At 68.3% G+C, this 23,845-nt stretch carries 24 protein-coding genes and 1 pseudogene; 18 read left to right on the top strand and 7 right to left on the bottom strand.

Translation table 11 applies throughout. The annotated features are described in order from the left end of the window. Window positions 1–109 precede the first annotated feature (109 nt). The 14 genes from GO592_RS24465 (at window position 110) to GO592_RS24400 (ending at window position 14,981) form a co-directional block, all read left to right on the top strand. Window positions 110–841, top strand: a complete 732-nt coding sequence (locus tag GO592_RS24465) for an enoyl-CoA hydratase (RefSeq protein WP_039951679.1) — start codon at window positions 110–112, stop codon at window positions 839–841. A 44-nt stretch (window positions 842–885) separates the two neighbouring features. Next, entirely contained in the window at window positions 886–2,001 is a 1,116-nt protein-coding gene (locus GO592_RS24460) for an MBL fold metallo-hydrolase (protein ID WP_172649967.1), read from the top strand. 50 nt (window positions 2,002–2,051) lie between these two features. Next, window positions 2,052–4,502 carry an HAD-IC family P-type ATPase gene (locus GO592_RS24455; protein ID WP_007298183.1) on the top strand — a complete coding sequence of 817 codons (2,451 nt, stop codon included), beginning with the start codon at window positions 2,052–2,054 and terminating at the stop codon, window positions 4,500–4,502. Window positions 4,503–4,626: 124 nt separating this feature from the next. Further along, window positions 4,627–4,818 carry an antitoxin gene (locus tag GO592_RS24450; protein WP_005244012.1) on the top strand — a complete coding sequence of 64 codons (192 nt, stop codon included), beginning with the start codon at window positions 4,627–4,629 and terminating at the stop codon, window positions 4,816–4,818. 106 nt (window positions 4,819–4,924) lie between these two features. Continuing rightward, window positions 4,925–6,541, top strand: coding sequence for a Na+/H+ antiporter (locus GO592_RS24445; protein ID WP_007298182.1), 1,617 nt, complete (start codon window positions 4,925–4,927; stop codon window positions 6,539–6,541). Continuing rightward, the gene (locus tag GO592_RS24440; RefSeq protein WP_007298181.1) at window positions 6,538–7,785 is read left to right on the top strand and encodes a lipase family protein; all 1,248 of its coding nucleotides are present in this window, start codon (window positions 6,538–6,540) and stop codon (window positions 7,783–7,785) included. Before GO592_RS24445 ends, GO592_RS24440 begins: the two co-directional genes overlap by 4 nt. After that, the gene (locus tag GO592_RS24435) at window positions 7,782–8,147 is read left to right on the top strand and encodes an MmcQ/YjbR family DNA-binding protein (RefSeq protein WP_007298180.1); all 366 of its coding nucleotides are present in this window, start codon (window positions 7,782–7,784) and stop codon (window positions 8,145–8,147) included. The genes GO592_RS24440 and GO592_RS24435 overlap by 4 nt, the downstream gene beginning before the upstream one ends. After that, on the top strand, window positions 8,144–9,352 hold the full coding sequence (locus tag GO592_RS24430) for a histidine kinase (protein ID WP_007298179.1): 1,209 nt from the start codon (window positions 8,144–8,146) through the stop codon (window positions 9,350–9,352). The genes GO592_RS24435 and GO592_RS24430 overlap by 4 nt, the downstream gene beginning before the upstream one ends. 33 nt (window positions 9,353–9,385) lie before the next feature. Further along, on the top strand, window positions 9,386–10,180 hold the full coding sequence (locus GO592_RS24425) for a LytR/AlgR family response regulator transcription factor (RefSeq protein WP_005568477.1): 795 nt from the start codon (window positions 9,386–9,388) through the stop codon (window positions 10,178–10,180). Next, window positions 10,165–10,536 (top strand): hypothetical protein, encoded by a 372-nt coding sequence (locus GO592_RS24420; RefSeq protein WP_007298178.1) that lies wholly within the window; start codon window positions 10,165–10,167, stop codon window positions 10,534–10,536. Before GO592_RS24425 ends, GO592_RS24420 begins: the two co-directional genes overlap by 16 nt. 7 nt (window positions 10,537–10,543) lie before the next feature. Continuing rightward, entirely contained in the window at window positions 10,544–12,301 is a 1,758-nt protein-coding gene (locus GO592_RS24415) for a sodium/solute symporter (protein ID WP_007298177.1), read from the top strand. A gap of 183 nt (window positions 12,302–12,484) precedes the next feature. Beyond that, the gene (locus tag GO592_RS24410) at window positions 12,485–12,847 is read left to right on the top strand and encodes a DUF485 domain-containing protein (protein WP_005243994.1); all 363 of its coding nucleotides are present in this window, start codon (window positions 12,485–12,487) and stop codon (window positions 12,845–12,847) included. Then, the gene (locus GO592_RS24405) at window positions 12,844–14,478 is read left to right on the top strand and encodes a solute symporter family protein (RefSeq protein WP_007298176.1); all 1,635 of its coding nucleotides are present in this window, start codon (window positions 12,844–12,846) and stop codon (window positions 14,476–14,478) included. The genes GO592_RS24410 and GO592_RS24405 overlap by 4 nt, the downstream gene beginning before the upstream one ends. A 71-nt stretch (window positions 14,479–14,549) precedes the next feature. Continuing rightward, on the top strand, window positions 14,550–14,981 hold the full coding sequence (locus tag GO592_RS24400; protein WP_007298175.1) for a type II toxin-antitoxin system Rv0910 family toxin: 432 nt from the start codon (window positions 14,550–14,552) through the stop codon (window positions 14,979–14,981). On the opposite strand, the gene GO592_RS24395 is transcribed toward GO592_RS24400, so the two are convergent. Beyond that, entirely contained in the window at window positions 14,982–15,863 is an 882-nt protein-coding gene (locus GO592_RS24395; RefSeq protein WP_007298174.1) for an ABC transporter substrate-binding protein, read from the bottom strand. It abuts the gene before it with no gap. A gap of 121 nt (window positions 15,864–15,984) precedes the next feature. On the opposite strand from GO592_RS24395, the gene GO592_RS24390 reads away from it, so the two are divergent. Together GO592_RS24390 and GO592_RS24385 are read left to right on the top strand one after the other, a co-directional pair. Further along, on the top strand, window positions 15,985–18,261 hold the full coding sequence (locus GO592_RS24390; RefSeq protein ID WP_442792404.1) for an ATP-dependent DNA ligase: 2,277 nt from the start codon (window positions 15,985–15,987) through the stop codon (window positions 18,259–18,261). Further along, on the top strand, window positions 18,261–18,857 hold the full coding sequence (locus GO592_RS24385; RefSeq protein WP_005568464.1) for a hypothetical protein: 597 nt from the start codon (window positions 18,261–18,263) through the stop codon (window positions 18,855–18,857). The genes GO592_RS24390 and GO592_RS24385 overlap by 1 nt, the downstream gene beginning before the upstream one ends. Here the strand turns inward: GO592_RS24385 and GO592_RS24380 are convergent. The 5 genes from GO592_RS24380 to GO592_RS24360 form a co-directional block, all read right to left on the bottom strand. After that, the gene (locus tag GO592_RS24380) at window positions 18,807–19,073 is read right to left on the bottom strand and encodes a hypothetical protein (RefSeq protein ID WP_007298172.1); all 267 of its coding nucleotides are present in this window, start codon (window positions 19,071–19,073) and stop codon (window positions 18,807–18,809) included. The two genes, GO592_RS24385 and GO592_RS24380, sit on opposite strands and share 51 nt — an antisense overlap. A 21-nt stretch (window positions 19,074–19,094) precedes the next feature. After that, window positions 19,095–19,640 (bottom strand): hypothetical protein, encoded by a 546-nt coding sequence (locus GO592_RS24375; protein ID WP_007298171.1) that lies wholly within the window; start codon window positions 19,638–19,640, stop codon window positions 19,095–19,097. Window positions 19,641–19,939: 299 nt separating this feature from the next. Then, the gene (locus GO592_RS24370; protein ID WP_005260513.1) at window positions 19,940–20,122 is read right to left on the bottom strand and encodes a hypothetical protein; all 183 of its coding nucleotides are present in this window, start codon (window positions 20,120–20,122) and stop codon (window positions 19,940–19,942) included. Window positions 20,123–20,149: 27 nt separating this feature from the next. After that, the gene (locus GO592_RS24365; protein ID WP_007298170.1) at window positions 20,150–20,956 is read right to left on the bottom strand and encodes an ABC transporter ATP-binding protein; all 807 of its coding nucleotides are present in this window, start codon (window positions 20,954–20,956) and stop codon (window positions 20,150–20,152) included. Next, the gene (locus GO592_RS24360; protein ID WP_005260511.1) at window positions 20,953–21,645 is read right to left on the bottom strand and encodes a FadR/GntR family transcriptional regulator; all 693 of its coding nucleotides are present in this window, start codon (window positions 21,643–21,645) and stop codon (window positions 20,953–20,955) included. Before GO592_RS24360 ends, GO592_RS24365 begins: the two co-directional genes overlap by 4 nt. 94 nt (window positions 21,646–21,739) lie before the next feature. Here GO592_RS24360 and GO592_RS24355 point away from each other — a divergent pair, with 94 nt between their 5' ends. Continuing rightward, the gene (locus GO592_RS24355; RefSeq protein WP_007298169.1) at window positions 21,740–22,201 is read left to right on the top strand and encodes a PPOX class F420-dependent oxidoreductase; all 462 of its coding nucleotides are present in this window, start codon (window positions 21,740–21,742) and stop codon (window positions 22,199–22,201) included. 11 nt (window positions 22,202–22,212) lie between these two features. Here the strand turns inward: GO592_RS24355 and GO592_RS24350 are convergent, their stop codons facing one another. Next, window positions 22,213–22,380 carry a hypothetical protein gene (locus GO592_RS24350; protein ID WP_007298168.1) on the bottom strand — a complete coding sequence of 56 codons (168 nt, stop codon included), beginning with the start codon at window positions 22,378–22,380 and terminating at the stop codon, window positions 22,213–22,215. 168 nt (window positions 22,381–22,548) lie between these two features. On the opposite strand from GO592_RS24350, the pseudogene GO592_RS24345 reads away from it, so the two are divergent. Then, window positions 22,549–23,746 (top strand): annotated as a pseudogene (locus GO592_RS24345) (RNA-guided endonuclease InsQ/TnpB family protein). The last annotated feature ends 99 nt before the right edge of the window (window positions 23,747–23,845 follow it).

The following is a 23,845-nucleotide window of genomic DNA, read 5'->3' as shown; positions in this document are numbered from 1 at the left end:
GAGCCTCGTGTGTTCCGGCCGATTCGGCTGTGGTTGGCTGACAGTGTCCAGTCGGGTGGGCAGCGGAGAATTCGTCAGTGGACAGCAATCACGAAGAAAGCGAGTGGACATGATCGGGACGAGTCGTGACGGCGACGTCTTCACCCTCGAACTGCAACGCCCCGACCGTCGCAATGCGTTGAACACCGAGATCTGCGAACTCCTGCGGGAGGAGACGGAGAAGTCCGTCACCGACGGCGCGCGGGTGATCGTCCTCACAGGGCAGGGCAGCGCGTTCTGTGCCGGCGCCGACCTGTCGGGCGACGTGTACGCCGACGGATTCACGGACACCCTGCTCGAGATGCTGCACACCATCGACTCGGTGCCCGTCCCCATCATCGCCGCGATCAACGGCCCCGCGATCGGCGCGGGCAGCCAGCTGGCGCTCGCCGCGGACCTGCGTGTGGTCGCTCCCGAGGCGCGCTTCGCCATCCCGGCCGCCAAGCTCGGGATCTCCGTGGACCGGTGGACGGTGCACCGTCTGGCCGCCCTGATCGGCGGCGGACCGGCACGAACGATCCTGCTCGGTGCGGAGGAGGTCGGTGCGGACGAGGCACTCGCGCACGGCCTCGCCAACAAGCGCGGCGACCTCGCCGTCGCACAGCAGTGGGCGCACTCGATCGCGCGCCTGGCGCCGCTGTCGCTGCAGCACCTCAAGATGGTGCTCAACGACGACGGCACCCAGAGCCCGCCGCCGCCCGAGCAGCTCGCGGCGTTGCATGCGGCGTGGAAGAGCTACGACGCGCAGGAAGCGCGCGCGGCACGCGCCGAGAAGCGTCCGCCGGTCTTCCGGGGTCAGTAGCCGCTCGCCGCAACTTTCCCGCACGCGTGGTTACAGTTGTCGGGGTGAAAGCGAAGAACGCTGTGACGACTGTTCTGGCCACCGCCGCCCTCGGGTGGCTGACGCGGGCTGCGTGGGGGCTTCCGTCTCAGATCGGTGCGTCGCGTGCCAAGGTGCGCCCGTACGCCGCGACGTCGCCGCGGTACCGCGACCGGCAATTCCACAACACCGATCCGAGCAGCATGATGCTGCCCGGATCGGAGACCGGGATCGTCAAGGCACTGATCACGCGGGGCAGCGCGGGACGCCCGCGGAGGCCGATCCCGCTCGCGACACCCCTCGCGCCCGTCGAGGCCGCCGACGCAGCGGTCACCTGGTACGGCCATTCGAGCGTGCTCGTCGAGGTCGACGGGTTCCGGGTGCTGGCCGACCCGGTGTGGAGTCATCGGGTGTCGCCGTCCGCGATTCTCGGTCCGTCCCGCATGCACCCGACCCCGGTCCCGCTCGCCGACCTGCCCGTTCTGGACGCGATCGTCATCTCGCACGATCACTACGACCACCTCGACATGGCCACCGTGCAGCAACTCGCCGCCACTCAGAAGGCGCCCTTCGTCGTTCCGGTCGGGCTCGGTGCGCACCTGCGGCAGTGGCGGGTGCCGGAGGAGCGGATCGTGGAACTCGACTGGGACGAGTCGACCACGTTCGGCGCACTCACGCTCACGTGCACCGAGGCCCGGCACTTCTCCGGGCGCGGGCTGGTACGCAACACCACCCAGTGGGCGTCGTGGGTGCTCGCCGGACCGAACCGAAAGGTGTTCTTCGGCGGCGACAGCGGATACACGCCGCGGTTCGCCGACCTGGGCCGCCGGTACGGGCCGTTCGATCTCACGCTGCTGCCCGTCGGCGCCTACGACACGCGATGGGCCGACATCCACATGAACCCGGAGGAGGCGGTGCAGACCCACGCCGACCTCAACGGCGGCGACGGCACCCGCGGTCTGCTGGTGCCGGTGCACTGGGCCACGTTCAACCTCGCGTTCCACTCGTGGTCCGAGCCGATCGTCCGGCTGCTCGAGGCCGCGCAGGAGAAGGGCACCCCGGTGATCGTGCCGATGCCCGGACAGCGCATCGACGCGTTGAAGCCGGCGGCCCAGACACCGTGGTGGTCCGCGCTCGGCTGAGTCCGGCGCGCATCCCCTCCGAGCGAAGCGTGTGTGCGTAGCCTTTGACCATGGCATACGACGAGACGGGCACCGACAGCGTTGCAGTCGTCGCAGTGGAGGGGTTGACGGCCGCCCAGGTGGCGGAGCGGGTGGCGGCAGGCAAGACCAACGACGTGCCCGATCGGGCCAGCCGATCGGTACGCGACATCGTCCGCGCCAACGTGTTCACCCGGATCAACGCGATCCTCGGTGTCCTCCTGATCATGGTGCTGGCCTCCGGTTCGATCATCGACGGCATGTTCGGCCTGCTGATCATCGCCAACAGCGGGATCGGCATCATCCAGGAAGTGCGGGCCAAGCGGACCCTCGACAAGCTCGCGATCGTCAGCCAGACCAAACCGGTGGTGCGCCGCGACGGTGCCGCCGTCGCGATGGCACCCCGGGAGGTCGTGCTCGACGACATCATCGAGCTCGGCGCCGGCGACCAGATCGTCGTCGACGGTGTCGTGGTGGAGGCGATGTCCCTCGACATCGACGAATCCCTCCTCACCGGTGAGGCCGACCCCGTGCACAAGGACGCCGGCCAGCAGGTGCTGTCGGGAAGCTTCGTCGCGTCCGGCAGTGGCTGTTACCGCGCCACGAAGGTCGGAAGCGACGCGTACGCCGCCAAACTCGCGGACGAGGCCAGCAAGTTCACGCTCGTGCACTCGGAGTTGCGCAGCGGCATCGACAAGATCCTGAAGTTCATCACGTATCTGATGATTCCGGCCGGTCTGCTGATCATCTACAACCAATTGTTCTCCAGCGGCGAGTCGATCCGGCCGGCGCTGAGCGGGATGGTGGCCGCGCTGGTCCCGATGGTGCCGGAGGGACTGGTGCTGATGACGTCGATCGCGTTCGCAGTCGGGGTGGTCCGGCTCGGTCGGCGGCAGTGCCTCGTGCAGGAGTTGCCCGCCATCGAAGGTCTCGCGCGCGTCGACGTAGTGTGCGCAGACAAGACCGGAACGCTCACCGAGAACGGCATGCGGCTGTCCGAATTGCGTTGCGCCGAAACCGCCGACACCGAACCGTCCCGTGCGGCACTCGCCGCGATGGCGGCGTCCGACCCGCGGCCGAACGCCAGCGTCCTCGCGATCAAGGAGGCGTTCCCCGACGACCCCGGGTGGGGTGACGCCACCGCGGAGGCGCCGTTCTCCTCTGCCGAGAAGTGGAGCGGACAGTCGTACGGCACCCACGGCAACTGGGTCCTCGGTGCGCCGGACGTCCTGCTCGACCCTGGCAGCGACATGGCCAGGCAGGCCGAGGAAGTGGGGTCTTCGGGACTGCGGGTGCTCCTGCTCGGCAGTTGCGACGTTCCGGTCGACCACCCCGCGGCGCCGGGTGCGATCACGCCCCGGGCGCTGGTGATCCTGGAGCAGCGGGTGCGTCCCGACGCCCGCGGCACCCTCGAGTACTTCGCGAGCCAGAACGTCACGGTGAAGGTCATCTCGGGTGACAACGCCGTGTCGGTCGGCGCGGTGGCCGGATCGCTCGGACTGCCCGGCGGCGACCGTCCCGTCGACGCCCGTGAACTGCCCGACGACCGCGACGCCCTCGCCGAGACCCTGGAAACGTCCACCACGTTCGGCCGTGTGCGCCCCGATCAGAAGCGGGAGATGGTGGGGGCCCTGCAGTCTCGCGGTCACACCGTCGCGATGACCGGCGACGGTGTCAACGACGTGCTGGCCCTCAAGGACGCCGACATCGGGGTGTCGATGGGCTCGGGCAGCCCCGCCACCCGCGCGGTGGCGCAGATCGTGTTGCTGGACAACAAGTTCGCCACCCTGCCCTACGTGGTGGGTGAGGGCCGCCGGGTGATCGGCAACATCGAACGCGTCTCGAACCTGTTCCTCACCAAGACCGTGTACTCGGTGCTTCTGGCGTTCCTCATCGGCATTACCGGTGTGCTGTCGCAGATCTTCCATTTCGAGCCCGTGCCGTATCCGTTCCTGCCGCGGCACGTGACGATCGCTGCCTGGTTCACCATCGGCATTCCTGCGTTCATCTTGTCGCTGGCTCCCAACAACGAGCGGGCGCGCTCCGGCTTCGTGCCGCGCGTGATGCGTCTCGCCGTGCCGTCGGGGGTGATCATCGGTGTCACGACGTTCATTTCGTATCTCCTCGTCTACGCCGGCCCGGATCAGACGGAGACGCAGAAGATCCAGGCGGGCACGTCGGCACTGATCACCCTCATCATGATCGCGCTGTGGGTGCTGGCCGTGGTCGCGCGGCCGTACGTGTGGTGGAAGCTGGTGCTGATCTTCGGATCCGTAGCGGGATATCTCATCCTGTTCGCGTTGCCGTTCACGCGGGAGTTCTTCAAACTCGATCCGACGAACGTCGGCGCCACGACCTCCGCTCTCGTGTGCGGGCTCGTGGGAGTGGTTTTCGTCGAAATCGGATGGTGGGTGACGGGCCGCCTGCACGGTGAGCATCGCCGCCTGTTCGCGGTGCCGGAAGACCTGCCGGGCGTGCACTGACGCGATTACCGCTCGCGACGATTCGAACGGTTGGCGTCGCCGAGTCAATGCTGTGAGACTGGGTGCACGGCGAGTGATCGAACTCGGTCGGAATGCGTGCGCATGCACCGGAGGAGGAAGAACGATGAGTTTCGTCGACACACTGAAGGGCCTGCTGGGCAAGGGGAGGGAAGCCGCTTCGCAGAACGCGGACAAGGTTCACGGCGCCATCGACAAGGCCGCCGACGTCGCGGACAGCAAGACCGGCGGCAAGTACAGCGACAAGATCGACAAGGCCGCCGACGCGGCGAAGAAGGCTGTTCCTCCGAAGGAGTGAACACTTCTCACACAGACGCGCGTGGGCCCCGGTTCTCGGACCGGGGCCCACGCGCGTCTTCGGAGATGACCCGCGCCCGGCGGGCAGGCGCGGCAGAATCGGTGTCGTGAACGGCGTCCTCGTGCTCCTCGTCATCATCGCGGCCATCGCCGTGACGAGTTTCGCGAAGCGCCGGGACCTGCAGGCGCCGCTGGTGCTCGTGACGATCGGGTCGGCGGCGTCGTTCATCCCCGGGATGCCGCGCCTCGAACTGGACCCGGAGGCCATCCTCGGTGTGGTGCTGCCGCCGCTGCTGTACTCCGCGGCGCTCAAGTTCTCGGTGGCCACGTTCCGGCGCCACCTCGCGCCGATTCTCCGGCTGGGGATCTTCACCGTCCTGGCGACCGCCGTCGGGGTGGCCTTCTTCTCCAACTGGCTGGTCCCCGAATTCACGCTCGGCGCTGCCCTGGTCCTCGGCGCCGTGGTGGCGCCGACGGACGCGGTCAGTGCCGTCGCGGTCGGCCGCAGGCTCGGCCTGCCGAACCGCGTGATCGCGATCCTCACCGGTGAGGGACTCGTCAACGATGCCACCGCGCTGACCCTGTTCACCGTCGCCGTCTCCGCCGTCGTCGGGGCGAAGATCCCGGTTCATCCGGTGGTGTTCTTCGGCTACGAGGTGGTCGGCGGGGTCCTGATCGGACTGGTGCTCGCCAAGATCGTCGAGTGGGTGCGTCACCGCATGTACGACTCCCCGCTGGAAACGGTGCTGGGGCTGATGCTCCCGTTCGCCGCATACCTCGCCGCCGAGGAGGTGCACGCCTCTGGTGTGCTGTCGGTGGTCGCCGCGGGGTTCCTGATGGGGCACAAGGCCACCGACGCCTCCGTGGCCACCCGCATCCAGGAGCGGTCGCTGTGGGAGAGCGTCGACCTCCTGCTCGAGATGTTCGTGTTCGCCTACATGGGACTGCAACTGAAGTTCGTCATCGACGACGTCCGAGACCAGGGCCTACCGGTGCACCACGTCTTCTTCTACGGCTTCGCGGTCCTCTTCGTGGTCATGGCGATACGGCCGGCGTGGATCCTGCTGCACTGGCTCCGCCGCCGGGTCGGGCTGGCGATCGAGGCGCCGGGCGGCTCGGTGGAACTCGGATGGCGGGAGAGCCTCGTCGTGTCCTGGGCGGGAATGCGCGGGGTCGTCACGCTCGCCGCCGCGTCCGGTGTGCCCGTGGTCATCGCGAGCGGGCAGCCGTTCCCGGGGCGCGAGGTGATCCAGGCGATCGCGTTCGTCGTGGCCGTCGGCACGCTGCTGATCCAGGGCGCCACCATGCCGCTGCTGATCCGGAGACTCGATCTGGCGGATCCCGGCGAACGCGAGCGCGAGGAGGAACAGGTGAAGCTGGCCCGCGCGATCTCCCGCGACGCAGGCGAACGGGCCCTCGTCGAGTTCGCCGCACACCCGCCGGAGGGAATCGACCGAGCCGACCTGACCGACATCCTCGACCGGGTGCGGCGGTCGATGCGGGCGCGACTCCAGGCCGAGGAAGCGGAAGACGCCGCGGAGAAGCAGCGGGCCGGCGCACTGTTCGACCACTACCGTCGCGCGGCCCTGCGCGCGCAACGCGAGGCGATCATCGCCGCCCGCGACGCGGGCACGCTCGACGACGAGGTGATGCGTAGCGTGTTGGAAGGCCTCGATGTGGAGGAGGCAGCAGCCGAGGAGCGGGTGCGGAGACGGCGCGAATGAGGTGCGAGGTGGGTGTGCGTCCGGTGCGAACCGCCGTGGTCGCCCTTGCCGGTGTCGTGGCGCTGACCGCCTGCGCCACGGACGAGGCGTCCCCGGGCCCGTCTCCCACCACCTCGCTGGCCGCGCCCTCCGCCCCTTCCGTTCCGCAGGCGCCGACAGGGGATCAGCGTGGCGCTCTGATGAGCCAGGAGCCGGTGCCCGACATCGATCCGGCGATCGCTGCACTCGGCGCTACGGCAACCCGGGTCGTCTACCGGTCGACGTCCGGTGTCGACGGCGGCGGCTCGGAGGTCGTGGGCACGGTCTTCACTCCCGCAGGCCCCGCACCGGACGGCGGCCGGCCCGTCGTCACGGTCGGGCACGGCACCACCGGCGTCACCGACGACTGCGCCCCCTCGTCGTCGCCGACCCTGCTGGGCACGACGAACCTCGTCCGCCCGCTGCTGCAGCGGGGGTACGTCGTGACCGTCACCGACTACCAAGGACTCGGCACCGACGGCCCGCATCCCTACCTCGAACCCGACACCGCCGCCTACGACCTGATCGACGCGGTCCGGGCGGCGCGCAACGTGGTGCCGGACGCGTCGACGCGCTGGGCGGCGATCGGGGTCTCGCAGGGCGGTCAGGCGTCGTGGTCCGCAGCCGAGCACGCCGACGACTACGGCGACGGGCTCGAGTTCGTCGGCTCGGCGAATCTGTCACCCGCGGCCGATCTGTCGGGGATCGTCGCCGACGGGACCGTCGAACCACTGTCGTGGCCGCAGAAGATGTTCCTTCCCTACCTCCTCGAGGGGCTGAAGGTGGTGCACCCCGAACTGAATCCGGACGACTACATGCGCGGCGCGCTCGCCGCCACTCCCGACGTCACGCTGTCGTGCGTCGCCGCGAAACTCCCCGAGAAGTGGACGGTGGCAACCCAACTCACCCCGGCCGACACGGGTCCGCGGACGGAGGCCGACGCCGAGCGCATGCGAGGGTGGCTCGAGGACATCGCCCTGCCGAAGAACGGGGCGGGCGGGCCGATGCTCGTCGTCGTGGGGGAGAGGGACAACCTCATTCTGCCGCAATGGACTTCGCAGGCCGTCGACCACGCGTGCGCACTCGGTGACGTCGTCGAGTTCGACTCCCGGCCCGGCGAAGGGCACGCCGACGGGCGCTCCGTTCCCGGCGCGATGCAGTGGATCGCCGACCGCTTCGCCGACGTGCCCGCACCCGACACGTGTCCCGAGGGAGGAACACCGTGAAAAACGGCGATCTCGAACGGCTGCGGGCGCTGTGCCTCGCCCTGCCCGAGGCGACGGAACGGGTCAGTCACGGAGAACCGGCGTGGTTCGTCCGCAAGGCACCGCAGTTCGCCTCACTCGCCGACCGTCACCACGACGACCGGGTGTCGTTCTGGGCGGCGGCTCCGCCGGGAGCGCAGCAGGATTGGGTGCAGCGTGATCCCGGCAGGTTCTTCGTCCCGCCGTACGTCGGGGGACGCGGGTGGATCGGCGTCTATCTCGACGTCCCGCAGGATTGGGACGACGTCGCCGACATCGTCGAGGACGCCTACCGCACCGTCGCCCCGAAGACCCTGATCGCCCGACTGGACGCCGGCGAATGACGGGAACCGTCGTCGCCGTCGTCGCGTTGCTCGTCCTCATTCCCGTCGTCGCGTTCACCGCGGTGTGGCTGCGCGCCCGGCGCGAGCTGACGACCCCCACCGAACGGGCCGTTCACACCACCCTGCACACGGCGTCGCTGGCGGCGCGCCCGTTGCGGCGGGGACTCGACGAGACGTCGGCGGAGGAGGCCGCGCCGCACCTGCGCCAGCTGACCGGCGCGCAGGCGCTGGGCGTCTTCGACGCCGCCGGTGACCTGCTCGCATGGAGCGGACCGCACGAAGCCATGACCGAACAACTGCACGACGCGGCCGCCCGCGCCGTCGACGGGGAGCGCCGGGTGCTCGTCGCCTACGGTGGCCTCGTCCGGGGCGCGGGCGACAACGCGGTGCGGGCGTTGATCGCCCAGCCCCTGCTCATCGAGGCCACCGGCGTGGTCGGGGTGCTCGGCATCGTCACCACGGAAGACCCTGGTCCGGGCATGCTCGGCGCCGTCACGGAGGTCGCCCGGTACGCGTGCAGCCAGATCGAACTCGCCGACCTCGACGCGTCCCGCGCCCGACTCGACCGCGCCGAGGTCCGGGCGCTGCGCGCGCAGATCAGCCCGCATTTCATCTACAACGCGCTGAACACGGTGGCGTCGTTCGTCCGCACCGATCCCGATCGCGCCCGGGAACTGATTCTCGAGTTCGCCGACTTCACGCGGTACTCGTTCCGTACGGCGGGGGAGTTCACCCTGCTGGCCGACGAACTGCGCAACATCGACCGGTACCTCACCCTCGAGCGCGCCCGGTTCGGCGACGCGCTCGCGGTGAAATTGCAGGTGGCGCCGGAGGTGCTGAACGTGGTGCTGCCGTTCCTCGCGCTGCAACCGCTGGTCGAGAACGCGGTGCGGCACGGAATCGCCGCCAAACCGGACGGTGGCACCATCAGCATCGTCGCCGCCGACGAGGGCACCGACTGCGTGATCAGCGTCGAGGACGACGGGGTCGGCATGGATCCCGAACTGCTGCGGTCGGGGTCGCTGGACTCGGTGGCCGAGACGTCGGGGGTGAAGGAGGCGGCGCACGTCGGGCTCGCCAACGTCGACGACCGCCTGCGCGCCGCGTTCGGCAACGACTACGGACTCGTGGTGGAGACCGCGCCCGGTGCGGGCACCAAGGTGAGCATGCGCGTCCCGAAGTTCCGGCGGGGGATCTCGACGTGAACGGGAAGAGTCCGTGCGACGATTGCTGTCGTTGTGAACCACACTGACGACAAGTCTCCGGACGCACCCCTGACCGTGCTGGCCGTCGACGACGAGAAACCCGCCCTCGACGAGCTGGCGTTCCTGCTGCGTGCCCAGGACGCGGTCGGGGACATCCGGACCGCGGGAGATGCCACCACGGCGCTGCGCATACTCCGCGACGGCGAGATCGACGCCGTCTTTCTCGACATCAACATGCCCGGACTCGACGGTCTCGAGCTGGCCGGGATCCTCGCGAACTTCGCGTCCCCACCGCAGGTGGTGTTCGTGACCGCCCACGACGACCGGGCCGTCGCCGCATTCGACCTCGGAGCCGTCGACTATCTCCTCAAACCCCTGCGCGAGGAGCGGCTGGCGGAGTCCGTGCGCCGCATCGTCGAGGGGCGCCGCAGGCGGGTCGACGCGGGACCGGCCGCCCCCACCGACGAGGTGATCCCGGTCGAACTCGGCGGCATCACCACGCTCGTGCACCGGTCCTCCGTCGAGTGGGTCGAAGCGGACGGCGACTACGCCCGACTGCACACCGCGGACGGCTCCCACCTCGTTCGCATCCCTATCTCGGCACTGGAGACACGCTGGGCGGACGCCGGGTTCCTGCGGGTCCACCGCTCGTATCTCGTCGCGTTGCCGCGGGTCACCGGAATCCGGACCGTCGGCAACGGTCTCGTCGTGTGCCTCCGCGCGCACGGCGACCACCAGCCCGTCGAACTGCCGGTCAGCCGCAGACACACCCGGATGCTCAAGGACCGGCTGGTCCGGGCGCCGAAACAAACATGGACCGCGCGATGAGTTCGCCGGAGCGGGTTCGGGTCGTGCTCGCCCAGCGCCGCGGTGCGCGCATCGTCCGCACCCGGGTCGAGGTGCAGGAACAGACCGCGGTCGGGGACGCGATGATCCGGGGGCTGGTGCGCACCCAGCTCGTGCTGGCCGTCCGGCTCGCGCTCCTCGCAGCGTGCCTGCTGTGCGCGGTGCCGCTCGTGATGTTCCTGTTCCCGGCGTTGTCCGACGTGGCGGTGCTGGGGATCCGGTTGCCGTGGGTGGTGCTCGGGGCGCTCGTGTACCCGGTGCTCCTGACCACCGGCTGGATCTACGTGCGGCAGGCCGAGCGCAACGAACAGGAATTCGCCGACCTGGTGGACGACTGAGCATCCCGTGACCCCCGACCAACCCATTCCCTGGCTGACCCTGGCCGGTCTCGCCGCGGCCGCGGTCGCGACGGTGGCCATCGGCATCTACGGAGTGCGGTTGGCGCGCACCACCTCCGACTTCCTCGTCGCGTCCCGCAGCGTCGGGCCGCGGTGGAACGCCGCCGCCATCTCCGGCGAGTACCTCTCGGCCGCATCCTTTCTCGGTGTCGCCGGCCTGATCGCGAAATACGGTGCCGACGCCCTCTGGTACCCGATCGGGTTCACGGCCGGCTACCTCGGGCTGCTGCTGTTCGTCGCCGCACCGCTGCGACGCTCCGGCGCGTACACGGTGCCCGACTTCGCCGAGTTCCGGCTCGCCTCCCGCCGGCTCCGCACCCTCGCGATGCTCGTCGTCGCCGCCGTCTGCGCGCTGTACCTCGTCCCGCAACTCCAGGGCGCAGGGCTGACTCTGAACATTTTGCTCGGGGTGCCGACCTGGGTCGGGGCCGTCGTCGTCGGGCTCATCGTCATCGGCAACGTGGTGGGCGGCGGCATGCGGTCCATCACATTCGTCCAGGCCTTCCAATACTGGCTGAAACTCACCGCGGTCGCGATCCCGGCGCTGGTGCTGTCGGTGTACTTCTTCGGCGACCACCACGAGCTGGGCGCCGCCGCACCACCCACCGTGAGCGAGCAGACCACGGTCGACATCACCACCGACGTCGTCGTGCAGGTGTCCGAACCGGTGACCGTCGGCGGGTCGGGGACGATCGACGGGGCCCCGGCGAGCGGTGACGTTCTCCTCGAGCCGGGCGAGCACCACCTCGGCGAGGGCACGTCGATGACCCTCGAGGCGGGCGCCCCGGTGCCCGTGGTCGCGGGCGCTCCCGCCGACAACTCCGACTGGATCGCCCCCGGCTGGGGATTCGGCGGCGACCACCCGATGTACCAGGTGTACTCGCTGATCCTCGCCACGTTCCTCGGCACGCTCGGGCTGCCACACGTGCTCGTCCGGTTCTACACCAACCCCGACGGGCGGGCCGCGCGGCTGACGTCGCTGGCCGTGGTCGGGCTGCTCGGAGTGTTCTACCTGTTCCCGACGCTGCTCGGGGTGTTCGCGCGGCTGTACGTGCCGCAGCTGCTCATCACCGGCACGTCCGACGCCGCGGTCCTGCTGCTGCCCGGCTCCGTGATCTCCGGGTGGGCCGGGCAACTCCTCGCCGCACTGGTGGCATCCGGGGCCATCGCGGCGTTCCTGTCCACGTCGTCCGGACTGCTCGTCAGCATCGCCGGGGTGCTCAGCACCGACGTCCTGCGCGGGCGGATCCGGGACTTCCGGATCGCCGCCGTCCTGGCCGGGGCGGTGCCGCTGGCGCTGTCGCTGGCGGTGACGTCGCTGGATCTGTCGCGCACGGTCGGGTTGGTGTTCGCGGTCGCGGCGTCGACGCTCTGTCCGCTGCTCGTGCTCGGCATCTGGTGGCGTGGACTGACCGCCGCCGGGGCGGGTGCCGGGATGGTCGCAGGCGGGCTCGTCGCCGGCTGCGCCGCCGGGATCTCGGTGCTCGGCGGTTTCACCGTCGACGTCTGGAACGGCTGGCCCGCGGCGATGGTCGCGTACCCGGCCGCCGTCAGCGTTCCGCTGGCCTTCGTCACGATGGTGCTGGTCAGCAAGGTGACGAAGCGTCAGATTCCCGCCGACCTCAGCCGGATCTTCACCCGCATGCACGCCCCCGAGCGGCTCGGGGTGGGCTCCGACCGCGAGAGGGAGCTCCGCTCCCCGTGAGCCTTTTTGGTAGCTCCCGCAACAGAAAGGCGCACGGGCGGCGGAGCCGCTTGTCGCGGTCGGGTGACCGTTCGACGCACAGTCCGGCAGCTCGTCGTGTGACAGGCACCACAACCTATTTCTGTGACTCAACTCTCACTAACGTCGGTTACCAGTTCACTTCACACGACCAAGGAGTCTGCAGTGACCACAGCCGATCTCAGTGAGGGCGCACCGCAGAAGCGGCACGCCCCTGATGCGCAAGCCTTCGTAGACATGCAGGCGAGCCCGGAGTTCCAGGAGTTGCGACACCGCCTGCGTAGTTTCGTCTTCCCGATGACGGCGTTCTTCCTCGCCTGGTACGCGGCGTACGTCCTACTGGCCACGTACGCGCCCGAGTTCATGGCCACCAAGGTGATCGGCAACATCAACCTGGGCATCATCCTCGGTCTCGGCCAGTTCGTGACCACGTTCGTGATCACCGCGCTGTACGTGAAGTTCGCCAACCGGGAACTCGATCCCCGCTCCGCCGCGATCCGCGACGAGCTGGAAGGACCGCTCAAGTGATCACCACACTCGCCGCAGGCACCGACGTCGGCAACCCGATCCTCAACATCGCCATCTTCGTGGCGTTCGTCGTGATCACGATGACCATCGTGATCCGTGCTAGCCGTACCACCAAGAAGGCCTCGGACTTCTACACCGGCGGCGGTCAGTTCTCCGGACCGCAGAACGGCTTCGCCATCGCCGGCGACTACCTGTCGGCGGCGTCGTTCCTCGGCATCGCCGGCGCCATCGCGGTGTACGGCTACGACGGCTTCCTGTACTCGGTCGGCTTCCTCGTCGCCTGGCTGGTGGCCCTGCTGCTGGTCGCGGAACTGCTACGCAACACCGGCCGGTTCACGATGGCGGACGTGCTGAGCTTCCGGCTCAAGCAGCGTCCCGTGCGGATGGCCGCGGCGCTGTCCACGCTGGTGGTCTCGCTGTTCTACCTGCTCGCGCAGATGGCGGGCGCCGGCGGACTCGTCGCGCTGCTGCTGAACATCGACGGCAAGGTCGGTCAGGGCGTCGTCGTCGCGGTCGTCGGTGTGCTGATGATCGTGTACGTGCTCGTCGGCGGCATGAAGGGCACCACCTACGTCCAGATGGTCAAGGCGGTGCTGCTGGTCGCCGGTGCGGGCATCATGTTCTTCCTCGTGCTGTTCGCGGTGCGCGGCAACTTCTCCCAACTGCTCGCCGACGCCCAGGCGACGGTCGCCGGTTCGACGAACGAGGCGATCGCGGGCCGCGACATCCTCGCTCCCGGCGCCAAGTACGGCATCAGCTCGATGAGCAAGCTCGACTTCATCTCGCTCGGCATTGCCCTGGTCCTCGGCACCGCGGGCCTGCCGCACGTGCTGATGCGGTTCTACACCGTCCCCACCGCCAAGGAAGCCCGCCGCTCGGTCACCTGGGCGATCGGACTGATCGGCGCGTTCTACCTGTTCACGCTCGTCCTCGGCTACGGTGCCGCCAAGATGGTCGGCCCCGACGTCATCCTCGCAGCGCCCGGCAAGGAGAACGCGGCGGCGCCGCTGCTCGCGTTCGAACTGGGCGGCACCATCTTCCTGGCGATCATCTCCGCGGTCGCGTTCGCAACGATCCTCGCGGTCGTGGCAGGGCTGGCGATCACGGCGTCCGCGTCGTTCGCCCACGACATCTACGCCAGCGTCATCAAGCGCGGACACGCGTCGGAAGAGTCCCAGGTGCGGGTTTCCCGGATCACGGTCGTCGTGATCGGTCTCGTGTCGATCGTCCTGGGCATCATGGCCATGGGCCAGAACATCGCGTTCCTGGTGGCGCTCGCCTTCGCGGTGGCCGCCTCGGCCAACCTGCCGACGCTGCTGTATTCGCTGTTCTGGAAGAAGTTCAACACGACCGGTGCCCTGTTCAGCATCTACGGCGGCTTGGTCAGCTGCCTCCTGCTGATCGCGTTCTCCCCGGCCGTGTCCGGTAAGCCGTCGTCGATGTTCCCCAACGCCGACTTCGACTACTTCCCGCTCGCCAACCCGGGCATCGTCTCCATCCCGCTGGCGTTCGTGCTCGGCGTCGTCGGCACCTACATCGGCCGCGGCAAGGCGGAAGATCCCGCCAAGCAGGCCGAGATGGAGGTCCGCTCTCTCACCGGTGTCGGTGTGGAGAAGGCCGTCTCCCACTAATGCCTTCGGCCTGTGAGTACTTATTAACCGCCCGCGGTTAATAAGTACTCACAGGCCGTTAGGCTGCACCAATGGCGAAACTCACGGTCAAGACCGATGTTCCCCTCAGCCCCCAGGACACCTGGGAGAAGGCCTCGAATCTGCAGGACTTCGACAAGTGGTTCGTCGTCCACGACGGCTGGCGCGGCGAACTTCCCGAGACCCTCACGGCCGGAACCGAGATCAGTTCCGTCGTGACGGTCAAGGGACTCCGCAATCGCGTGAAGTGGACGATCAAGGAGTACGACGCCCCGAACCGCATCGTCCTCAAGGGTGACGGCAAGGGTGGCGTGAAGCTCGGAATGGTGCTCGACGTCCAGGCGAAGGGCGACGCGTCCGAGGTGGCGTTCACCATCGAACTCGGTGGCGCACCGCTGTTCGGGCCCATCGGCTCGGGTGTCGCGAAGGCACTGAAGGGCGACATCGAGAAGTCCCTGACGACGTTCGTCGAGCTGTATGGCTGATCAATCGAGGACGTGCGCGCCGCCGGTGTCGGTGATCCACTCGGCGGCAAGGGCGTCCAGCGTCCCGTCGGCGTAGAGCGAATCGACGGCCGCCGAGACGCACGCGGTGAGCGGACTGTTCTTCTCCAGCACGAGGCCGAAGAATTCGGTGACGGCGTTCGGGCGCGGGAACTGCCCGACGAGGACGCTGTCCTTCACCTCGTTGGCGGTGATCTGAAATCCGGTCGGGATGTCGACCACCAGCGCGTCGATGTCGCCCGCGGCCAGGGCGGCCTTGGCGTCGTCGGTGGTGGTGAAACTGACCGGTGCCTGGCGGGGCTGCACGGTCTGGGTGATGGCGTCGAAACTGGTGGACCCCACCTGCGCCCCGAGGCGGAACGGCGCGAGGTCGGCGAGCGATTTGGCTCTCGCCGCTGGCGAGTTCTTCAGCGCCAGAACCGACTGCGTGACGGCGTAGTAGGGCGAACTGAAATCGACCGTCTCGCGCCGGGTGTCGACGATCGTGAACTGGTCGATGGCGAAATCGAAGTTCTTCTCGCCGGGTGCCAGCGCGTCGTTGAATGCGACGGTCTCGAATTGCACCTGGTCCGGACCGTATCCCAGCTTCCCGACTACTTCCCGGGCGACGGCGCCCTCGTAGCCCTTGCCGTTGGACGGGTCACCGTCGACGAACCACGGCTGGTACGACGGACTGTCGGTGGCGATGGTGACCACGCCGTCCTGCGCGGTGACGCCGCTGCCGGGGGCGCAGTCGCCGACCGCGCGGGTGGACGGAAGTTTGGTGAACGCTTCGGGAATCGTCGAGGCTTCGGCCCGGGCGTCGACCTCCGACGCTGTGTCGGTGGAGCAGGATCCGGCGAGCAATGTCAGTGCAGCGGACATGGCGGCGACGGCTGTCTTGGGTCCTCGGTGCACCCCGCCATCTTGCCTGGCGGGTAGCGATCCGGCCAGCGAAGCGGGCGCGCGGCGCACAATATGTATGTATTGGCGGAGGGAGGTGCGCGTGGCCACGGCGGGAACTCGGCAACTGACGGTCGACGGACATCGCCTGTCCCTGACCAATCTCGGCAAGGTCCTCTACCCGGAATCGGAAACGACGAAGGGCGAGGTCATCGACTACTACACGCGGATCGCGCCCGCCATGCTCCCGCACGTCGTCGACCGTCCCGCCACCCGCAAACGCTGGCCCAACGGCGTGGACAGCGAGCCGTTCTTCGAGAAGAACCTCGCGGCCTCCGCACCGGCGTGGTTGGAGCGTCGTTCACTCGAGCATTCGGATCGGTCGGTGCACTATCCGCTCCTGAACTCGGTCGCGGCGCTTGCGTGGGCGGGACAGCAGGCCGCACTCGAACTGCACGTGCCGCAGTGGCGGTTCGACGGCCCGCATCGGGGGCCCGCCACCCGGATCGTCTTCGACCTCGACCCCGGTCCCGGTGTGGGCCTGACCGAATGCGCGGAGGTGGCACGGGCCGTGCGCGACCTGGTCGCGAACCTCGGCTGGACCGCGTACCCGGTCACCAGCGGCAGCAAGGGTATTCACCTGTACGTGCCGCTCGACCGGAAGCTGGACGGTTCGGGCGCGTCGACCGTCGCGAAACAAGTGGCGACGGGTCTCGAGAAGCTGCGGCCCGAACTCGTCACCGCCACCATGGCCAAGGCGGTGCGCACGGGAAAGGTGTTCGTCGACTGGAGCCAGAACAATCCGTCCAAGACCACCATCGCACCGTATTCGTTGCGGGGACGCTCCCAGCCGTATGTCGCGGCGCCGCGAAGCTGGGACGAACTCGACGACCCCGATCTACGGCAGCTGCGGTTCGAGGAAGTGCTCGAACGGTGGGAGTCGGACGGCGACCTGCTCGCCGGACTCGACCCACCGATCGAGGACGACGCCGCCCTCGCCGAGTACCGCCGCAAGCGTGATCCCGGACGGACACCCGAGCCGATGCCGGACACTGTGCGGCCGGGGGAGGGGAACAGTTTCGTCATCCAGGAACACCACGCACGGCGCCTCCACTACGACCTGCGGCTCGAACGCGACGGGGTGCTCGTGTCGTGGGCGGTGCCGAAGAACGTGCCGACGACGACGGGGGAGAACCGGCTCGCCGTGCACACCGAGGATCACCCGCTCGAATACCTCACGTTCTCCGGGACCATCCCGAAGGGCGAATACGGCGGCGGCGAGATGACCATCTGGGACACGGGCACCTACGACACCGAGAAGTGGCGCGACGACGAGGTGATCGTCCAGTTGCACGGCGGGCAGGTGGACGGCCGGTTCGCGCTGATCCGCACGAAGGGCGACCAGTGGCTGATGCATCTGATGAAGGATCAGTCGCCGGGTGGATCGCACACGTCCGAACTGCCGCGGGGACTGTCACCGATGCTCGCGAGCCCCGGCACCCTCGACGGACTGGACGCCGACGAGTGGGCGTTCGAAGGGAAGTGGGACGGGATCAGGGTGATCGCCGAGATCAGTGGCGGCGAGCTGAAGCTGACGAGCCGGGCAGGCAACGACAAGACCCGCGACTACGCCCGATTGGGTTGGCTGGCAGACGCTCTCGGCGACCATGAGGTGGTCCTAGACGGTGAAGTGGTCGCGTTCGACGAGCGGGGTGTCGCGAACTTCGGCCTCCTGCAGCAGGGCAACGAGCCGCACTTCCTGGCGTTCGACGTGCTGTATCTCGACGGAGTGTCGTTGTTACGCAAGAAGTACACCGACCGGCGCCGCGTCCTCGAGGCACTGGCGGCCAAGGTGGACGACCTGGTCGTTCCGCCGCAACTGCACGGGTCCGCGCAGGACGCTCTGGACGAGAGCCGCGGCAAGGGCTGGGAAGGTGTCGTGGCCAAACGCCGCGAGTCCGTGTACTTGCCGGGCAAGCGGGGGTCGAGCTGGATCAAGGTGAAGAACTGGCGCACACAGGAAGCGGTGATCGGCGGGTGGCGCCGGGGTCAGGGCGGGCGGTCCACGGGAATCGGGTCGGTCCTGCTCGGCGTCCCCGAGGACGGTGGGCTGCGCTACATCGGGCGCGTCGGAACCGGCTTCACCGAACGGGATCTGCAGGAACTCGCGTCCACCCTGGGGCCGCTCGAAACCGACACCAGCCCGTTCGTCGAAGACCTGCCCACCGCCGACCGCAAGGGCGCCGTGTGGGTGACCCCCACGTTGGTCGCGGAGGTGCGATTCATGGATTGGACCGGTTCGAAGAGACTGCGGCACCCCAGCTGGCGTGGGCTCAGGGACGACAAGACACCCGAGGACGTCGAAGTGGAGGTCTCGTGATGACCGGTATCCGATTTCAATCGACTCCGGAGAACGAGATCCCCGTCTCCGTGCCGGTCGATACTGTGCTGGCCCGCACCGAGTCGCTGGTGCTGTGGCTGACCGACGTTCACGTGTACAGCTGTGGTGTCGAATTCACGATCCAGGCACGCAGACCCGAGTCCACGGTGCTGCTCGACATGTTCGGCTTCGGCAAACCCGCGTCGTCGAACAGCAGCGGGCCGTTTCTGTTCGGCGTCGAGTACGCGGACGGCAGTGTGTTCACCAACCTTCCCGGCGCCCGCATGACCGACGGCCTGCACGGCGGAGCGGGGCGCGGCGGGCCCCTCACCGGTGACAAGACGTACTTTCTGCAGCCGCTCCCGCCGCCGAAACGCTGGTCGATGATCACAGCGTGGCCCTACTTCGGTGTCCCGGAGTCTCGGACCGACCTCGATTCCGCCGTGTTCGCCGAAGCCGCGGAGCGGGTGGAGACATTGTGGCCGGAACCGGTTCACGCACTCGTCGAGGCATCGGACGGTCGACAGCAGCCGCCGGCGCTCGAATTACCGCCAGGGGGCTGGTTCGAATGGGCCGGCCGACGCCGTGTCGAATGATCCGGGCGGTTCCTGTGTCGGGGTGCGCAGCGCCGGGGGTGTGAAGACCGGCAGGGGTGCGGACGTCGGGTCCTCGTCCTGGTGCTGCTCGGAGACACTCACGTCTGCGTTCGGTGACGCCGTGCCGCTGGCGACGGCGATCCCGGCGGCGCCGACGACCGAGAGGACGAAGGCCGCGCCCCCGCCGATCGCGATGCGGGTCTTGGTGTGGGACATGGTGTGGATTTCCTCCGGTGATCAGGGACCGACGACGGTTCCGCCGTCGACGGGGCCGACTCCGCCGGGCGTCTGCGGGGTTGCGGGCGGGGCAGGCTTCGGGCCGCCGCCGACGGGGAAGGGATTGGTTTCGGGTTCGAGAACGCCCGGCTCGACCTGGCCCGGTCCTTCGAATGGACCCTTCGGGGGGTGAACGGGGTCGACGACGACGGGCGGATCGACGACGACGGGTGGGTCAACCACGACGGGCGGCTGGGCGATGGGCGGTTGCGCAACCGGCGGCTGGGCGATGGGCTCCTGGACAATCGGCGGCTGGGCGATCGGTGCTCGGACGATGGGCGGTGCTGCCACGATGGGCGGAACGACACCCGGTCCCGGCGCCACCGTTTCGGCGTCGGCCGAATAGCCTGGCGCCGAATACTCGGGATTCACCGAGTAGCCGGGGTCTGCGACGACGATTCGACTCGGGGCCGGCGCGATCGCCGGAGCGGGCTGCTGCTGCGAGATGGCCCCCTCCGAGCTCGGGGTCGGAGCCCCCTCGGTATGTCCACCGGCAAGAACGATCACTGCGGCTCCTGCGAGGGAGAACGTGAGGGCGGCGGTTGCGCCGATCGCGATGCGAGTTGCGGTGTGGACGATGGGGTGCCTCCGGTGGATTGGGTGGTCTAGCTGGGCTGTCAGACCAAGCTTGCGCCGGACGCGAGCCTTTCGACAGGCACCCCGGGGTGCGCATCCCCCACCCCTCGGCGGAACCGCGGTCACAGCCGCTCCCGCGCTGTTTGCCGACGGATGTGCCGGAATCACAGGCAATTGCGTAGGAATCCGGCCAATGTCCCTGCGGCTGTGGTGCGGCGAGCGCTACCCACTCACGACAGGTCGCGGAACGTCATGACGAAGCCGGCCATGGCGGCGAGCACGGCCAGGACGTAGACCGGCACCTGCACCCAGACGGGTGCGGTGCGGTTCACGATCATCGCCGCCGCCAGTGCGACGACGATGAGCACCACACCGTAGAACGGGGTGCGCTGAGGGTGGTCGCCTCGTGCCATAACCACCAGTGTGCCCCGCGTCGGTGGCTATCCGACCGCCTCGGGCACCCGCGTCTGCGCGACCCACCGGCCGCGTTGCCGGGTGATCTCGATCGGGTGGTCGAAGCATTCGCTGATGTTGTCCGTGGTGAGGACGTCCGCGACGGGGCCCTGCGCGATCACCCGGCCGTCGCGGATGAGGACGGCGTGGGTGGTGGTGGTCGGGATTTCCTCGAGGTGGTGGGTGACGAGGATGCTGGCGAGGCTCGGGTACGTGTCGCGCAGTTCGTCCAGTGCGGTGAGAAGTTGTTCTCGCGCAGCCAGATCCAGGCCGGTGGCGGGCTCGTCCAGCAGGAGGAGTTGCGGCTCGGCCATGAGGGCTCGCGCGATCAGAGCCCGTCCGCGTTCGCCCTGGGACAGGTTGGGCCACAGGGCATCCGAGTGCTTCTGCATGCCGAGGGACGCGATGAGTTCGTCGGCTCGGGCGACCTGGCCGGCGGTCGGTGACCACCTCGGCACGAACTCGGGTGTGTTGGTGAGACCGGTGAGCACGACGTCGCGCACCGTCAGTGGCGCGCCGATCCGGTATCGCGGGTTCACGTGCCCGATGTGGGCGCGCAACTCCCGCATGTCGACCCGGCCGAGCTGATGGCCGAGGACGTGGACGGTGCCGTGGGTGGGGTGCGCGAAGGCGCCGAGCATGCTCAGCAGCGTGCTCTTGCCCGCACCGTTCGCGCCGAGCAGCACCCAGTGCTGTCCGCGTTCGATGTGGAGGGTGATGTCGCTGAGCAGATACCGCCCGCTCCGCACGAGGTCGACGTGGTCGGTGCTGACGACCGAATTCGGGGTGGTCACTGATGTTCGCCTTTCCGCAGAATCGACATGGTCGGATCGAGATTGGCGGCGGTGGCGGCGACGGCCGCCTCGGCATCGCCTGCTTCCAGCGCGCGAACCAGGTCGTCGTGTGCGCAGCTCGTGTCGGGTCGGCCCGGTTCGTGGTCGACGAGTTCGGCGAGCGCGTCGACGAGGAGCGGCCGGATCGAATCGAACAGGGCGGACAGGATCGAGTTCCCTGCGATCTCCAGGATCGCGGCGTGGAAGTCGAGGTCGGCCGCGACGAAGACGGCGGTCGACGCGGTGGTGCTGTCGTGCCGGGCCGACAGCTGCTCTCGCAGTCGCCGAAGATCCTCGGGGCGTGCGCGTTCCGCGGCGAGCCGGGCGGCCTCGATCTCGAGGGCGCGCCGCACCTCGTACACCTCGAGCAGGCGGGCGCGGCGCAGCAGCTTCTCGAGTCCCGCACCGCCCGTGGGTGGTTTCGCGACGAACGTGCCGACGCCGTGCCGCACGTCGAGCAGGCCGTCGCGGGCGAGCAGCCGGACTGCCTCGCGGACGGAGGAACGGCCGACGCCGAGTTCGGTGGCCAGTTCGGCCTCGCTGGGGATGCGACTGCCGAGTGTCCACTTGCCGTCGCGGATCCAGGCGGTGAGGAGTTCCTCGAGCTGGGGAACCAGCGGTCCGCTGCGGAGGGTGTGACGTCCGGCCATTCGGCGACGCTAGCACAGTCCTCAGACGTCTGAGGACTGTGGCGGAGCCTATGGTGAACCGGAGAGAACCACCGCAGCAGAGAAGAGGTGCACCATGGCCATCGCCACCGCAGACCGTGTCACACGGGAAGAGTTGCTCGACTTCGTCCGTCCGCGCCATCGCAGCGTGCTGATCACTCGGAAGCGCTCCGGCGGCCTGCAGATCTCCCCGGTCACGTCGGGACTCGACTCGGAAGGCAGGATCGTCGTCGCCACGTACCCGCAGCGCGCCAAGGCCGCGAATGTGCGACACGACCCCGCCGTGAGCGTGTGCGTGCTCTCCGACGAGTTCAACGGCGCCTACGTGCAGATCGACGGCACCGCCGAGGTACTGGACCTGCCCGACGCACTCGAGCCGCTGGTGGAGTACTTCCGCGGCATCTCCGGTGAACATCCCGACTGGGACGAGTACCGGGACGCCATGCGGAAGCAGAACAAGAGCCTGATCCGGATCACCATCGACGAGTGGGGACCCATCGCGACCGGTGGCTTCCCGCCGGACACCGATCGCGGATAGGTCCCCGTCACCTACTCGACGGCACCCGCCGAGCGCAGCTGCTCGATGCCCGCCGCGTCGTACCCGGCCTGCGCGAGGATCGCATCGGTGTCCTGCCCGGGCCGCGGAGCCGGCCGGGGAACGGGCGCCGGGGTGCGGCCGAAGCGCGGTGCCGGAGCGGGCTGGCGGATGCCACCCACCTCGACGAACGTAGGTGGACGTGGTCGGTTTCTCCGTTGAACTCGGTCACCGTTGCGCCGGACTTGTCACACACCTCTGCGATGATGTGCCGCATCGGTTCGGTGAACGTACCGCGACGTTACTTCGTGACGAAGACCAAAGGGTATCGACAGGGAAAGGCGCAGGGTGTGAAGCGGATCGTTGTTGTGAAGCTGGCTCCCACCCCGGCGCAGTATGTGGCGCTGAAATCGACACTGGAATTGTGTAATGCGGGGGCGAACATGGTTTCGCAGTTCGCGCATACCGCCACTGATCGACGCCCGTTCGCGCTGCAGAAACAGGTCTATGCCCAGCTCAAAGCGCGCGGGTTGTCGGCGCAACCGGCGATCCGGGTCATCAAGAAAGTCGCGGATGCCTACGCGACCCGGAGAGCGAACCTGCTTAACGGGAATTACGGCACACCGGAATCGAAACGGTATGCGAAGGTTGCAGGTAAGGCGATCGTGTTCCGCGAGGACGCGGGCCAACCGTTCGACGATCGGTGCTTATCGTGGCGGATCGATCGATCGACGGTGTCGATCTGGACGACCGAAGGCCGGATGCGCAACGTCGGATTCGTGTGCGCGCCGTGGCAGCTGAAAATGCTCGCCGACCGCAAAGGCGAGTCAGATCTGATTTTCCGCGATGGATCTTTCTACCTGCATGCAACCGTCGACACCGACGCACCGGATCAGTTGGTCCCCGCCGACGACCCCACCGGGTGGCTGGGCGTGGACTTGGGGATCGTGAACCTGGCGGTGACCACCGCGGACGACCCGGCCGAACTCGACGTCCGGTGGTCCGGTGGTGCGGTCACCGCCCGCCGGAAAAAGAACGGAACCATGCGGTCCGCGCTGCAGAAGGTGGGGACCAAGTCCGCGAAACGGAAACTGAAGAGACGGCGTAGGAAGGAGACGCGGTACGCCACCGACATCAACCACCAACTCTCGAAAACGATTGTTGCCCAAGCACAACGCACCGGTCAAGGAATCGCGGTAGAAGACCTATCGGGAATCCGGGACCGGGTACGGCTCGCACGTAAACAACGGCAACAACTGCACTCGTGGGCATACGCGCAACTGCGCGACCAGATCACCTACAAGGCGCAAGCCGCAGGAGTGCCGGTGCAGGTGATCAACCCGCAATACCAGTAAGACTTGCCACCATTGCGGGCACTGCGACACCGCGAACAGGCACAGTCAAGCACTTTTCCGGTGCCGCGGCTGCGGATGGACCGGCCACGCCGACCATAACGCCGCCGCCAACATTGCCGCACTCGGACACAACAACTACCGGGCCGCCCAATCAGCCGTGCCTAAAGCAGCCACCCCTCTAACAGCCAGTTAGAACGTGAGCAGCAAACCCGCGTCCCTCAGGACCGGGTAGTTGATCGTAGAAGTGCGGTTCGACCCCGACGGCCAGTGCAGGCGTCCGCGCACTCGTACG

Source organism: Rhodococcus sp. 21391 (genome assembly GCF_016772255.1).
In the GTDB taxonomy this organism is placed as follows: Bacteria; Actinomycetota; Actinomycetes; order Mycobacteriales; family Mycobacteriaceae; genus Rhodococcus_F; species Rhodococcus_F opacus.
The sequence above is the reverse complement of the archived record's forward strand: the minus strand, read 5'-3'. Positions and strand labels throughout refer to the sequence as shown.

Coding starts and splice junctions, on each gene's coding strand:
- GO592_RS24380 (WP_007298172.1), bottom strand. CDS start 19,073: ATGTCCCACACCAAGACCCGCATCGCGATCGGCGGGGGCGCGGCCTTC.
- GO592_RS24430 (WP_007298179.1), top strand. CDS start 8,144: ATGACGGGAACCGTCGTCGCCGTCGTCGCGTTGCTCGTCCTCATTCCC.
- GO592_RS24360 (WP_005260511.1), bottom strand. CDS start 21,645: ATGGCCGGACGTCACACCCTCCGCAGCGGACCGCTGGTTCCCCAGCTC.
- GO592_RS24420 (WP_007298178.1), top strand. CDS start 10,165: ATGGACCGCGCGATGAGTTCGCCGGAGCGGGTTCGGGTCGTGCTCGCC.
- GO592_RS24395 (WP_007298174.1), bottom strand. CDS start 15,863: ATGTCCGCTGCACTGACATTGCTCGCCGGATCCTGCTCCACCGACACA.
- GO592_RS24400 (WP_007298175.1), top strand. CDS start 14,550: ATGGCGAAACTCACGGTCAAGACCGATGTTCCCCTCAGCCCCCAGGAC.
- GO592_RS24450 (WP_005244012.1), top strand. CDS start 4,627: ATGAGTTTCGTCGACACACTGAAGGGCCTGCTGGGCAAGGGGAGGGAA.
- GO592_RS24455 (WP_007298183.1), top strand. CDS start 2,052: ATGGCATACGACGAGACGGGCACCGACAGCGTTGCAGTCGTCGCAGTG.
- GO592_RS24440 (WP_007298181.1), top strand. CDS start 6,538: ATGAGGTGCGAGGTGGGTGTGCGTCCGGTGCGAACCGCCGTGGTCGCC.
- GO592_RS24385 (WP_005568464.1), top strand. CDS start 18,261: ATGACCGGTATCCGATTTCAATCGACTCCGGAGAACGAGATCCCCGTC.
- GO592_RS24355 (WP_007298169.1), top strand. CDS start 21,740: ATGGCCATCGCCACCGCAGACCGTGTCACACGGGAAGAGTTGCTCGAC.
- GO592_RS24465 (WP_039951679.1), top strand. CDS start 110: ATGATCGGGACGAGTCGTGACGGCGACGTCTTCACCCTCGAACTGCAA.
- GO592_RS24370 (WP_005260513.1), bottom strand. CDS start 20,122: ATGGCACGAGGCGACCACCCTCAGCGCACCCCGTTCTACGGTGTGGTG.